A 13367-nucleotide genomic window follows, 5' to 3' on the forward strand; every position below is an offset into this window, starting at 1 on the left:
CTAGATCAACTGCTATATAATTCAATCACTCTGAAATGCCCAGGTGGCGGAATTGGTAGACGCACTAGTTTCAGGTACTAGCGGGTAACTCCGTGGAGGTTCGAGTCCTCTCCTGGGCACCAAACACGACAAGCCGTTGCATGCAAATGCAGCGGCTTTTTCGTTTCTGCCCCCCCGCTCAATCGACTGCGCTGAATTTTTTGAAAAACATGCGCAAACCGGCATCTGCGCTAGATCAACTGCTATATAATTCAATCACTCTGAAATGCCCAGGTGGCGGAATTGGTAGACGCACTAGTTTCAGGTACTAGCGGGTAACTCCGTGGAGGTTCGAGTCCTCTCCTGGGCACCAAACACAGCAAGCCGTTGCATGCAAATGCAGCGGCTTTTTTGTATCCGCACTACGCCCTTGAAGTCACTCATATCAGGAGCAGGACTCTGGTGCAAGCTGGCTCCTGCCTGCGTCTGCGGCACTTCCGATCCATCAAATCGAAGAGGATCGCTAAAGCACTAGAACGCCGCGCCGACAACTTGCACAAAAAGTGCCTCAACTCGCCTGACTGCAGCTTTTGACGCTATATAATTCGCTCACTCTGAAATGCCCAGGTGGCGGAATTGGTAGACGCACTAGTTTCAGGTACTAGCGGGTAACTCCGTGGAGGTTCGAGTCCTCTCCTGGGCACCAAATACGACAAGCCGTTGCATGCAAATGCAGCGGCTTTTTCGTTTGTCAGTGTCCTAGCCAAGGGAGCAAGAGACAGATGCAAAAAAGGGAGCTCTCAAGCTCCCTTTTTTGCGACCGCCCCTTTACCGAGGCGGCATGCACAGCATCACTTACTTGCGCAGCAATTGCTTGAGTGCGGCCTGCAGGCGACGGGCAGATGCCTCATCGCTCGCACTGCCCAGCACTGTGGCCACATCTTGGCCCCAGGTCTGCTGCGGCGCAGGATCGTTGCGGCGAGTCAGCATCTGCAGCTGCAGCGCACGGCGTGCAGCCAGCTGATCGGCCGGGGTGTGCACGTCAGCAGCCATTTCCAGGCGCAGCAGGGCTTCCGCAGCATTGCCCTTGGGCGCGGCGGCCACAGCGCCGGACCAGGATGTACGCACAGGAGCCGTCACCTTGCCGCCCAGCTGCTGAGCCGACGGCAGCTGTGCCGCATCACGCGCCTGCCAGGCACCCAGCAACTGGGTCAGCGCTTCGCCATGGGCCTGGGCCGCCAGCTTGCGCAAAGCTTCCTGGGCATGCTCCACGGCATCACGCTGGGCACGGAATGCGGGATCGGCCAGACGAGGACCGCGCTCTTCACGCGTGAACTCGCGGCGACCACGACCGGCATCGCGGCTGTCGCGACCATCACGGCCACCGCGCTCGCCACGGGCTGCATCTCGGCCACGGCCGCCATCCTTGCGATCGCCAGGACGGCCACCGACGGCAGCTGCCGCCTCCTTCTTCATGCCAGGGCGGTCATCACCACGTACGGCGACCACTGGACGTGCCGGCTTGACCACAGACGCAGCCTCTGCAGCATCTGCTTCAGCTCCCGGCCCTGCCTGGGCTTGAGGCTGATTTTCGCCAGTCTTGGCAGGCTGGGCCTTGATGGCAGCCTCCAGCTCGGCCAGCGCTGCGTGAATCTTCTGCGCATCGCCGCTGGCATTGGCCGCTTCGACCGCCTTGGATGCATCCAGCACGCGGCGATCATGCTCGGACAGCTCGACCGCTGCCTGGCTGCGACCACCACGCTCCACGCTCTTGCGATTGAAGGCATCATCCAGCGGCTTGCGGAATGCATCCCAGAGCTTTTGCTCATGCTTGCGATCCAGCGGCACTACCTGAGCCTCGGCCTGCCAGCGCTGCTGCAGCGCCTTCACGGCGTCGATGCGCAGGCTGGGCGCCGCGCCCAGGGCCGTTGCCTCGTCGATCATGGCATGGCGACGCTCCAGGCTGGCCTTCTGCGCCGTCTGCAAGGGCGCTTCGGCGGCAGCCATGGCCTGCTTGAAAAGGGGTTGCAGCTCGGCAAACAGCTTTTCGCCGATATGCCCGCTTTCGCGCCAGCGTTCGCCAAACTGGCGCAGTGCGCGCAGCATGTTCTTCCAGTCCTGGCTCGCAGAATGCTCTGCGGCCCAGGCCTTGATTTCTTCGATCAGCGCCAGACGCTGGGCCTTGGCTTGCGTGCTGTCCTGGCGAATCTTGTCGTGCCAGGACTCGACCACCTTGTAGGCGGCATTGCAGGCCTCGTCGAACTTCTTCCACAGTGCATGATTGGCCGCAGCACCCTGGTCGGCCTGCTTCCACTGCTCGCGCAGGCTACGCAGGGTTTCCTGGATCTTGCGACCACCCAGAACCTGACCATCGGGGCGGTTGAGCAAGGCCTCGGCCTTGGCCACCAGATCTTCGCGCAGCTTGTCGGCCAGCTGACGCTGCCAGCCATCGGCCTCACCAGCAGCCAGCAGGGCGTCGTGCACTTCGCTCACGGTCGCTTCATCCACAAAGCGGCCATGGGTCTTGATAGCAGCGCGCATGGCTTGCACGGCTTCGGAGCCTGCCTTGCTGCTGCCGGCTGCGGTCTCGGCCTTCAGCGCCTCCAGAGCCTGCCCCAGGCCGGCCTTGGCAGCTTCGACCTGCTCGGAGGTGGGCTTGCCACGGCCACCGGCCGCTGCGCGTGGCACAGCAGGCTTGGCCACTTCCACAGCAGCGGCTTCAGGCGGCAAACCACGAGCCACACGGATTTCGTCAGCCCAGACCGGCACGGTGGGCAGAGGTGCGGCCTCGTCGGCGGCAGCCGCTTCGGTCTGCGCAAGCGCAGACTGGAAGGCATCCCAAACCAGCGCCAGTTGTGCTGATGCGGCTTCCAGCTGAGGCGGGAAACGGCCGTCCACGCTGCTCCAGCTGGCGTCACCGGTCAGCTCCTTGGCCTGTTCTTGCCAACGGGCCACATCAGCGCCCAGAGCTTCCAGAACGGCCTTGGCATCCTTCCAGGACTTGGTGGACAGCACTTCGATGCGCTGCGCCAGCAACAGCGCCACCTCGCGCTGCACCTGGGTACGGTGTTGCAGGTCTTCCACGGCCTTCACACGCTCGACCAACTGGGCCTTGAACTGCGACAGCGGCTCGCGCGACAGTGCGGCACCCGCCTTGGCGGCATCACGCTGCCAGGCAGCTGCAGCTGCGGCGTCAAAGGGCACGGCTGCCAACAGCGCCTCGGCCTTCTCGGCCCATTCCACCGAAATCTTTTCCTGATTTGCGGTGCGGCGGATTTCATCAAGGCGCTCACGCACGGCACGGGCAGCACTCTTGTCGCCCTTGCTCAGTTCCTTGTGAACGTCCTGGAGTTGCTCGACCGTGGGCTGGGTCGCCAGCCAGTCGCGAATGCGCGCGGCGCGATCACCCGAGGTCTCGGCGGAGAAAGCACCACCCGTCAATGCATCCAGCGGATGTTGCTCAGAATTCTTGGCAGAGGCCGGGTTCACTTCAGATGCATCAGACATGGTGCTGCTAGGAGAAATAGATGTCATGTAAGGGTCAGAAAATGCTTGGCAGCCACCGCAGTCAACGCTGCAACAGGCCAGAGCCAACCCACATGAGGGCAGACTTTCCAAGCGCAAGCCCAGGCACATGAGTGCCTAGGCAAACCGATATTTTCGCCTTTATTTAAAGGCAAGCCAAAAAATGCGAAATCGCAAGGTATTTCGCGGCGATTTCATCACTGCGCCGACAGGCTCAGCTGGGCACGCGGAGTCCAGTCCTTGTCCTTCAGATCCAGCTTGGGAGCGCCCAGGAACAGGCGCTCCAGCGGCAGCTGCTGCGTGGCCAGATAGTCCCGCACAGCCACGCCGCGCGCCAGTGCCAGCTCACGCATGGCATCGTCAGGCACCTTGATGCTGGCCACCAGCAGGGCCTTCATCTGATCGGCCGGCAGATCCTTGGCCATCCCGACCATGTTACGGGGCTTTTTGATGTCGGCACGGCCGTAGACAGCCTTGAGCAAGGCCAGGCGCTCGGTTTCGCTGAACTCCGTCACCTCATCGCCACTCTTGCCTTCGCGAATCACGTTGCGGCGCTTCTGGGCCAGCAGCAGGCGATCCAGCTCCTCCGACTTCCAGGCCTCCAGGTCTTCGGCTGCACGCGACTCGCCGACCACCGTCATCTTGAGTGCCGGGCGGTCGTTGAGTGCCTTGACGATCTTGGCCAACTGCTCCCTGGCCTGGCCATCGAGCTTGGCACTGCCCGGCGCAAAATTGACGGCGCCCGACTCGTCGCCACCCGAGAATGCGCCCGACAACAGCGCAAACGGCGCCGTCACGGCTTTCATGATGATGTTGCCGATCACCTTGAAGATGATGGGGGCCAGACGGAACTGCGGATCGTTGAGCGAGCCGCTCAGCGGCACATCCAGATCGATCACGCCATTGCGGTCGGACAACAGGGCCACAGCCAGCTTGACGGGCAGCGACGCGGGCGCGCCTTCGACCTTGTCACCAAAAGTCAGCTGACGCAGCACCAGCTTGTTCGAGGCCGTGAGCTGTCCATCGGGCTGAACCTTGTAGTTCACATCCATATAGAGCTTGCCGCGCTCTATGCCATAGCCCGCGTACTTGATGGAATATGGCGACAGCGGCGACAGCTCCAGGTCATTCATCTGGGCGCGCACATCCAGTGCCAGAGGCTTGGCCAGCGGATTGATCTTGCCGCTGATATCGAGCTTCGCCGTGCCCTGGGCCCGGCCCTTGATTTCAAGATCGGCCATTTGCGGCTCGGCCTGGCCTGCAGGGGCCTGTGAAGAGAAAGCACTCAGACGGCCGGTCAGCTCACTCAGATCGGCCGAGTAGTTGGGCTGGATGAAGTAGTCAGAGAACTGCACCTTGCCGCCCGTCAGCACAATCGGCCCCACCTTGATGATGGGCGCAGGCCCGTTGTCCTCTGGCTTTGCCGGCTCTGGCGCAGGCTTGCTGGCTTCGGGCTTCTGGCCCGCCGCCACCTTGGCGTTCGCCTCTTCGTTCTGCGCGACGGACTGTTCGGACTTTTCGGTCTTCACAATGTCCTGCAGATTGATGCGACCGTTGCGCTGCACGATGACGCGCGCAAAGAAATCGCTCAATGCCGTCTCGCGCACGCTCACGCGCAGCGGCTGGGCCGGCTGCATGCTCAGATCCAGCCCGCGCACGGCCAGTGTCTTCCAGGCCAGCAGATCATCGCCCAGGCCAAGGCCGGTACGCGCTGCCAGCGCCTTGGCGCGGTCCGCCGTGGAGTCATTGAGCACCGCCGTCAGCGCCCCCTTGGCGGTGCTGGGCTTGCCAGCCTCCTCCTGCACCGGAGCAGCCAGCGTGGAGCGCACGCGCAAGTCGTTGAGCTCGACATCCCCCGACACGGACACTTGCGGCCCCTTGGCATGGGCCAGGTAGTTGAGTCGGCCGCGGAAGTTGCCATCGGCACGCACCAGATCCACATTGAGCTTGTGAGCAAAGTACGGCTCCAGTGCATGCAGCGGCACGGCACGGGCCTGCAGCTGACCCTGAGCCGAAACCGGCGTCAGACCCAGCAGCCCCTTGAACTGAATTTGGCCAGCCTGCACCCGGCGATTGGCCGAGAGCTGAGCCGAGATCTCGAGCGGAGTCGGCGCCGCCTTGGCCGCCAAAGGCTCAAAAGCGCCAAGGCGCACGCGCAAGGCGCTCACATCCAGCTGTACCGGCTGTGCACTGCGGCCTTGCACAGGTGCGGCATCGCGGAACTGCAGCGCACCGCCATCCACGGCAATCGCTGCGAGCTTGACCGACCAGGGCTGGCCTGGCTCCGTCTTGGCCCCCTGGCTTGTCGATCTGCCTGCCGGCACTGCGGCAGGCAGCCAGCGCTCGTACATCCAGCGCCCTTGTGCGTCGCGCAGCGCCGCAAGCTGAGGTTTCTGGACGGCGATGGCCTCCACCTGCACCTGCCGGGCAGCGAGATCGACCTGAACGCCACTGACCTTGATCTGCTCGATATTGACGGGAGCCTGCTTGTCCTGCAACTGCAGCTTGTCGGCAGTCAGCTCGTTCACTTCCACCACCACCCCGCCCTCGCCCCAGGAAATCCGGGCATCGGTATTGAGCATGGCGCTGAGCTGCGGCTTGAAATGCGCTTCCAAATAAGGCTGCACCCATTGCAGCGGCAACTGCTCCAGCTTGAGGCTGAGCTTGCCGGACTTGAGCGTGGCCTCACCATCCACAGCCAGCCTGGCCTCCTCTTGCGCAGACGGCAGACCGCCTGTTTGCACTCCCGCGGAGACCTTCAGATGCAAAGCTTCATTCATGGGCCAGGCCAGGCTCCTGGCCTGCAGGGTCAACGGGACCAGCGTCAGCGCCGCGGGTGCCGCACCTGTTGCAGCATCCTGCCAATGCACGATGCCGCCTTCAATATCGAACTGTTGCACGCCAACGACCAGGGGGTTGGGCTTCTCAGCCTTCGCATTTGCCTGGGCCGGATTGCTGGCCTGGACGGAAGCGGGCTCAGGCCCGGCCTTCTCAAGCGGCGCTGCGGGGGCGACGGCCGGCGCATTCAGCCCCAGCCAGTTGATCACGCCTTGTGCATTGCGGCTGGCATGTACCTCCGGCTTGACCCAGCGCACCGTCTCCAGCGCAATCTGGTTCTGCAGCGGTTGAACATTCTGGAGCTGCACTTCCAGCGCATCAAAGCTCAGCAGCGGCGCGCCCTGACGGTCCTGCAAAGCGACCTCGCTCAAGGCCAGTTTGCCGCTGATGCGAACCACTGGCTGGTCTTTTTCCTCGAAGCTGACCTGCAGATCCGTATCGAGCATTCCCGAGAGAGGCTGCACCGGAACGCTGGCAGGCACATAGCCCAGATAAGGAGTCAGATCGATGCGGTCCCATTTGAGATGCATCGCCGTCTGCCGGCTGTCCGTGAATGGCGTGCTCTCGCCCGATGTATCGAACTTGCTGCCGTTGAGATCGAAAGCCAGATGCGGCAACACCTTGATCTCGCGCTTGGACGCCAGATTGCTGATGAAGGGAATGCTCAGCTGCAAGTCCTTGAGTTCATGCTTGCGCTGCACCGACTCGTCATTGAGTTCGATACGGCCGTCGCGCAAGGCAATGTTGTAGAGCGCAAAGCTCACGGGCTTGGCAGATTGCTCGTCATCGGGCTCCATGAGCCTGGCAATCACATCGTCGATATCGAGTTTGCCCAACGAATACTGAGTCAGGCGCACCACGGGCGCATCGACCTCAATGGCATCCAGCACAGGCGCAAGTCTGAACAGTGATTGCGCACTGGCATTGATGAAGATGCGCTTGATCTCCAGCTGGGGCTCTGCGGCAGACTTCAGGTCTTTCTCAGCTGGAACGCCTTCTGCAACAGCGGCTTCAGCTACTTTTTTAATAGCTTTATCAATCACCAGATCATGCAGGGTGATGGACATCGCCCAGGGCGCAAACTCGATCTTGCCCACATGGACGCCGCGCCCTAGCTTCTCGGCAGCCCGTTTTTCCAGCTGGCTCTTGGCCACCCAGGGCACTAGCGCCCAGAGCAGCAGCCATAACAGCAAAAGAGCAAGAACAGACCAGATCAGCCGGCGAAGCCAGCGATTCGATGTGAGCAAGGACATGAGGATTTTTTATTGATGCAGGGATTGAAAGCCTTCCAAGACTCTCAGGGGCGGGATCCGCCACGCGCCCGGAACACCACTGTACCTTGAGCGCATACAGGTGTATCTAGATTGCGCTCTATATATAGATAGAGGCAAGAGGCGTTTCCAGGGAGAAGTTTGCGTCATCGGCATGCCCGCCAGAGACAGATGGGCGCGAAAAATGCAAACAATGCGCTGCAGCACGAGAAATCGCCAGAAACGACAAAGCCCGGAAGTGGCGAAACCGACTTCCGGGCTTCACGGCCGGTACCAGACCGGGCCGTTTTCGCGGTTCAAGGAGGGTGTGGTCCTTGCCGCTGGAAGCAACGATTGCTCCCTTTTGTGCCTCAAGCGAAGATAAAGAGCAAGTGCCAACAGCCCATGGAATCAAAGGCCTCGGCGGAGTTTGCTTTTCCTTTCCTTTGGCAAGCACCTGCAACTTGCAGGCAGATTCACTATATCTGTGCTCGCGTAGGGCTACCAAGCTTTTTGCACTTTATTTCGGCTTGATGACAAATAAAACGATGTGAGCGTATACACCTCTTGAATCCGTGATTTTTTGCTGTAATTTTTTGAGCAAGCTGTACATTTATACAGTTTTTATATAATTTTAAAATCTAAAAAGTATTTTTGTTAGTGTTGACTGAATATTTAGGAGGCTTCTAGAATCCGCCAGCGCTCGAAATGAGCGTTTTTTGTTTCCGCTGCCTCACGACTGAGCAGACCGATCGGCGCCCCGAGGGGCGCTTTTAATCGGCCCGCAGCAAACCTCATCGGCCAGTTGTCCTGGTTGCACCGAGAGATTGATCCGGTGCGACCTCGGGCGATAGCCAAGAAAGGACAAGCTATGCCAGCGTCAGGAAAATTAATCGCCTCCGCGCGAACGTTGGGCCACAAGACGGCCCACGGTTTTCTTGCTCTTACTCACAACGGTTTCGCCCTGCTGGGCTTGGCCGTGGCCATTTCGGCCCTGATTTTGATCTCTCGTCCGGACCTGCGTCTGGCCGGCGCCACCGAACTGCGCGAGTGGCTGGACACACGCCTGCCCGCCAGCACCGTTGTGGCTGCCGCCGAAGTGGAGGAAGCCCCTGCTTCTGCCAACATCGTCGTCGCCAGCGACCGCGCCACGGCCGTCAACCCCAAGAACCTGCCCAAGGAGCAGGCGGCTGTCGCCTACTGGCTCAGCAAAAAATACCGGGTGGCGCCCGAGCCGATCGCCGCCCTGGTCAGCGAAGCCTATGCCCAGGGCAAGGCCAACAAGCTGGACCCGACGCTGATTCTGGCCATCATGGCGATTGAATCGAGCTTCAACCCGTTTGCCCAAAGCTCGGTCGGCGCCCAGGGCCTGATGCAGGTGATGACGTCCGTGCACACCGACAAGTACGAAAGCTTTGGCGGCCAGCATGCGGCCTTCGACCCTGTGACCAACCTCAAGGTCGGCGTCAAGGTGCTCAAGGAATGCATTGCCCGCGCCGGCTCCATCGAGGGCGGCCTGCGCTACTACGTGGGCGCAGCCAATCTTCCGTCGGATGGCGGCTATGCGGCCAAGGTGCTTGCCGAACACCAGCGCCTGCGCCAGGGCGTAGGCCTGCAGGCCAGCCCGCTGATGACAGCCAAGTCCGAAGCGGCCACCAAGGTCTCCCACGCCCAGCAGGTGGCCCTGGCCGACTCCAACCTCTAAGCGACAGATCTCCCGTATTTCTCAAGCTGGCTGCGGCCAGCTTTTTTTTATGCCTGGCAAGGCTCTGAGGGAAAAACGGGCATAGGCCTTGGAGCCATGCCGGCTCAGCTACACTAGCGGGTGTACGCAACTGGCGATAGGCGCAGAGTTTTCTGCCGCTGACGTGGAAACCGGCAGACTGCAAGGTCTGTGAACCACCGGGGAGCGTACCGCCCAGAGCCGCAGCGACTGCAGCCTGCAAGCGTTTCAGCCGTTCGCCTGGGCAGCCCTTGGCCTCAAGGGAATATCTAAGTTCATAGGACTGCCATGTTTCAACGCACCGATACCGTCGCGAAAGTCGACCCCGAACTGTTTGCAGCTATTGAAGCTGAAAACCATCGCCAGCAAGAGCACATCGAGCTGATCGCCAGCGAGAACTACTGCTCGCCCGCCGTGATGGAAGCCCAGGGCTCCCAGCTGACCAACAAGTACGCCGAAGGCTATCCCGGCAAGCGCTACTACGGTGGCTGCGAGCATGTGGACGTGGTCGAGCAGCTGGCCATCGACCGCATCAAGCAGATCTTTGGTGCCGAAGCCGCCAACGTGCAACCCAATTCTGGCTCTCAGGCCAACCAGGCTGTGCTGATGGCTTTCGCCAAGCCCGGCGACACCATTCTGGGCATGAGCCTGGCCGAAGGTGGTCACCTGACCCACGGCATGGCGCTTAACATGTCCGGCAAATGGTTCAAGGCCGTCTCCTACGGTCTGAATGCCGACGAAGCCATCGACTACGACAAGCTCGAAGAACTGGCCCGTGAACACAAGCCCCGCATCATCGTGGCCGGCGCTTCCGCCTATGCCCTGCGCATCGATTTCGAGCGCTTCGCAAGAATAGCCAAGGAAGTCGGCGCCATCTTCTGGGTGGACATGGCCCACTATGCCGGTCTGATCGCCGCAGGCGTGTACCCCAACCCCGTGCCCAACGCCGACGTGGTCACCACCACCACCCACAAGAGCCTGCGCGGTCCTCGTGGCGGCGTGATCCTGATGAAGGCCGAGCACGAGAAGGCCATCAACAGCGCCATCTTCCCCGGCCTGCAAGGCGGCCCCCTGATGCACGTCATCGCCGGCAAGGCCGTGGCCTTCAAGGAAGCCCTGACTCCCGAGTTCAAGGCCTACCAGGAACAGGTCGTGAAGAATGCCAAGGTGTTTGCCGAAACGCTGACCGAGCGCGGTCTGCGCATCGTCTCCGGCCGCACCGAAAGTCACGTGATGCTGGTGGACCTGCGCGCCAAGGGCATTACCGGCAAGGCTGCCGAAGCGGCTCTGGGTCTGGCTCACATCACCGTGAACAAGAACGCCATCCCCAACGATCCCGAGAAGCCTTTCGTGACCAGCGGCATCCGTATCGGCACGCCCGCCATGACCACTCGTGGTTTCGGCGAGGAAGAAGCCCGCATCACTGCCAATCTGGTGGCCGATGTGCTGGACAAGCCCGAAGACGAAGCCAATCTGGCCGCAGTGCGTGCCAAGGTGGCCGCGCTGACCGCCAAGTTCCCTGTCTACAGCAAGTAATTCCTGCTGCGCTGAGCTGTCATGAAGTGCCCCTTCTGCAACCATCCGGACACGCAAGTGGTTGAGACCCGCGAGTCCGAGGACGGGGGCTTCATCCGCCGCCGCCGCCGCTGCGGCGGCTGCGACAAGCGCTTCACGACCTACGAGCGCCCCGAGGTCAGCTTTCCGACCGTGGTCAAGAGAGACGGCCGCCGTATCGAATACGAGCGTGCCAAGCTGCAAGGCTCTTTTCAGATCGCGCTGCGCAAGCGCCCCGTGAGCACCGAACTCATCGATGCAGCCATAGAGCGCATCGAGGACAGGCTGCTCAATCTGGGCCAGCGTGAAATCGATTCCAGCCGCCTTGGCGAGTTGGTGATGGATGAACTCAAGGGCCTGGACAAGGTCGGCTATATCCGCTTTGCCAGCGTCTACCGCAGCTTCGAGGATGTGGACGACTTCAAGAACATCATGGATGAGGTTCGCAGTCCCAAGGCCAAGGCCGCCAGAAAGCCCCAGGGCTGACCGCCGCCATGACAAAAGCCACCCTAGGGTGGCTTTTGTTTTGTGCACTTGACGGCAGACATTCGCTATGAACTAATGAGCATCTGGCGCATTATTTCAAAGGATATCAGATAGGTTTTTATCTAATTTCCTTAGTGAACGCGCGTAATGCGCTCCTTTAAAGGTAGCGCCATCGGACCGCTGCGGCTTCGCTCGCGCACATGCTCGGCCAGGGCATCCAGATCCAGCATGCCGCCCACCACATCGATGCCTTGCGCGAAGATGCTGAAGTTGTCGCCGCCGCTGCCCAGATAGCTCTGCAGCCCCACGCGGTAGCGCTGCGACATCTCGAGCCGCCGGCCGTTCAAGCGCAGCTCGCTCACGCGCCGGCCCGCGGGCTGGCGACGGTCGAAGCGGTAGCTGAAGCCCCCGGACACCTGCAGGATGCGCGGTGCATTCACGCTATTGCTGCCGCTGTCGAATTGCTGCTCCAGCGCCAGCCGTATCTGCTCGCCCGTCAGACTCATCACCATCAGCGTGTTGCCGAATGGCTGAACGCTGAACAGCTGGCCATAGTTCACGCTGCCGTCGGCCGCGGGCAGCAGGTCGGCGCGCACACCGCCGGGGTTCACAAACGCCAGTTGCGCTCCGCCCGCGGCAGCATCGCGCGTGGCCGCAAGTATGGCGTCGGCCACGATGCGCCCCATTACGCTTTCGCCATTGGCTTGCGGCTTGCGGCTGACAGGTCCGGCCAGTCGCCCTGCAACGGCCTCGGCCAGCGGCTGCGCCGCAGCCTTGTAGCGCGCCACCAGCGCCGCCACCTCGGCATCGGCATCGAAGACTGGAAACTCGGGCTGCAAGCCCACCTGGCCACCAGCGCTGCGATAGGCCTCGCCCTGCACGATGGTCTGGTGCGCCGACTTGCGGCTGACGCGGCGTGTGCGCGCATCCACCGTCAGTCTGACTTCGGTCAGCAGCGTGCCGTACTGACCAGCGCTGGTCAGCAAGAACGGCTTGCGGGCATTCACCCTGGCGTAATCGCACACATAGGAACGATGGGTATGACCGGAGATCACCACATCGACCTCGCCGGAGAGCTGCTCCAGAATCGGCACGATAGCGCCGGACAGACCCTGGCAGCTATCATCCTGCAGGCCCGACGTGGTGGCTCCGCCCTCATGGATCAGCACCACGATCACATCGGCCCCCTGCGCACGCAGCTGGGGGATCAGCGCATTGGCCGTCTGTGCCTCGTCGGCGAATGTCAGCCCTCTGACCCCGCTGGGCCGCACCATATGCGGCGTGTTCCTGAGCGTCATGCCGATAAAGCCCACGCCTATGCGCAGACCGTCCTGCTCGAAGAACTTCAGCCCCGTCGCTGGAAACAGCGGCCGGCCGTCGCCGCGCAGCGTATTGGCCGCGAGAAACGGGAACTCTGCCCCCTTGAAGGGCTGGCTGATCTGGCATGGCTGCTTGCTGGTGAACTTCTCGCAGCCACCGTTCTGCATGCGCTGCAACTCCGCTACGCCCTGGTCGTATTCGTGATTGCCAGTGGCCGCAAAGTCCACCCGCATGAGGTTGAGCACCTCTATCGTTGGCTCATCGAGAAACAGCGCCGAGACCATGGGTGAAGCCCCGATCATGTCCCCTGCCGTGACCAGCGCCACATGGCGACTGGCCTGGCGGCGCTGGGCGATGGCCCGGGCCATGTAGGCCACGCCGCCAGCGGGCACGGCAACGTTCCGGCCCTGCGCGTTCTGCGCCGTCACCGCCAGTCCGGGCGGCTCCAGATGGCCGTGCAGGTCGTTGAAGCCCAGCACGGTGATCTCCATACTGGCAGGCCTGGGCACACCACCGCTGCATGCGCCCAAGCCCAGTGCGAGCAGCGCAGCGCAGAGAGGAGCGGAGACCTTGTGAAAAGCACAACGCCAGCCTGGCGACAGGGCGCGAGACTGGCGTTGATCCGGTTTTTTGTCAGTTGCAACCATCGGACTCTCCTGAGTCAGAGCTTGTAACGCACAAAAAGGTCTGGG

The 13367-nt window shown here is 61.7% G+C and carries 6 protein-coding genes, 3 tRNA genes and 1 riboswitch; of the genes, 6 read left to right on the forward strand and 3 right to left on the reverse strand.

Features of this window, described 5'->3' with window-relative positions; translation table 11 throughout:
- Window positions 1-37 precede the first annotated feature (37 nt).
- From F3J24_RS15710 to F3J24_RS15720, 3 genes are all read left to right on the forward strand, one after another.
- Window positions 38-122 (forward strand) — tRNA-Leu (locus F3J24_RS15710).
- Window positions 123-267: 145 nt separating this feature from the next.
- Window positions 268-352: transfer RNA gene (locus F3J24_RS15715), tRNA-Leu, on the forward strand.
- 248 nt (window positions 353-600) lie between these two features.
- Window positions 601-685 (forward strand) — tRNA-Leu (locus F3J24_RS15720).
- A 149-nt stretch (window positions 686-834) separates the two neighbouring features.
- Here the strand turns inward: F3J24_RS15720 and F3J24_RS15725 are convergent.
- Together F3J24_RS15725 and F3J24_RS15730 are read right to left on the reverse strand one after the other, a co-directional pair.
- Complete coding sequence (locus tag F3J24_RS15725) at window positions 835-3486, reverse strand: DUF349 domain-containing protein (RefSeq protein WP_167008260.1); 2652 nt, start codon at window positions 3484-3486, stop codon at window positions 835-837.
- 215 nt (window positions 3487-3701) lie between these two features.
- Window positions 3702-7595 (reverse strand): DUF748 domain-containing protein, encoded by a 3894-nt coding sequence (locus F3J24_RS15730; RefSeq protein WP_167008263.1) that lies wholly within the window; start codon window positions 7593-7595, stop codon window positions 3702-3704.
- A gap of 868 nt (window positions 7596-8463) precedes the next feature.
- Here F3J24_RS15730 and F3J24_RS15735 point away from each other — a divergent pair.
- The 3 genes from F3J24_RS15735 (at window position 8464) to nrdR (ending at window position 11355) form a co-directional block, all read left to right on the forward strand.
- Entirely contained in the window at window positions 8464-9297 is an 834-nt protein-coding gene (locus tag F3J24_RS15735; protein ID WP_167008266.1) for a lytic transglycosylase domain-containing protein, read from the forward strand.
- Between the two features lie 116 nt (window positions 9298-9413).
- A riboswitch (ZMP/ZTP riboswitch) is annotated at window positions 9414-9568 on the forward strand.
- A 35-nt stretch (window positions 9569-9603) separates the two neighbouring features.
- A complete protein-coding gene (glyA, locus tag F3J24_RS15740) occupies window positions 9604-10851 on the forward strand; it encodes a serine hydroxymethyltransferase (RefSeq protein ID WP_167008269.1) in 1248 nt (415 codons plus the stop codon).
- A gap of 21 nt (window positions 10852-10872) precedes the next feature.
- On the forward strand, window positions 10873-11355 hold the full coding sequence (gene nrdR / locus F3J24_RS15745) for a transcriptional regulator NrdR (protein WP_167008272.1): 483 nt from the start codon (window positions 10873-10875) through the stop codon (window positions 11353-11355).
- Window positions 11356-11486: 131 nt separating this feature from the next.
- Here the strand turns inward: nrdR and F3J24_RS15750 are convergent, their stop codons facing one another.
- Window positions 11487-13322, reverse strand: coding sequence for a bifunctional UDP-sugar hydrolase/5'-nucleotidase (locus F3J24_RS15750; protein WP_167008275.1), 1836 nt, complete (start codon window positions 13320-13322; stop codon window positions 11487-11489).
- Window positions 13323-13367: the final 45 nt, after the last annotated feature.

It is taken from the genome of Comamonas sp. Tr-654 (genome assembly GCF_011752915.1).
Lineage (GTDB): Bacteria > Pseudomonadota > Gammaproteobacteria > Burkholderiales > Burkholderiaceae_C > Comamonas.

Bases quoted from the DNA above. Each gene is read 5' to 3' on its own strand.
- F3J24_RS15725 (WP_167008260.1), bottom strand. From the start codon at position 3,486: ATGTCTGATGCATCTGAAGTGAACCCGGCCTCTGCCAAGAATTCTGAG.
- F3J24_RS15730 (WP_167008263.1), bottom strand. From the start codon at position 7,595: ATGTCCTTGCTCACATCGAATCGCTGGCTTCGCCGGCTGATCTGGTCT.
- F3J24_RS15735 (WP_167008266.1), top strand. From the start codon at position 8,464: ATGCCAGCGTCAGGAAAATTAATCGCCTCCGCGCGAACGTTGGGCCAC.
- glyA (WP_167008269.1), top strand. From the start codon at position 9,604: ATGTTTCAACGCACCGATACCGTCGCGAAAGTCGACCCCGAACTGTTT.
- nrdR (WP_167008272.1), top strand. From the start codon at position 10,873: ATGAAGTGCCCCTTCTGCAACCATCCGGACACGCAAGTGGTTGAGACC.
- F3J24_RS15750 (WP_167008275.1), bottom strand. From the start codon at position 13,322: ATGGTTGCAACTGACAAAAAACCGGATCAACGCCAGTCTCGCGCCCTG.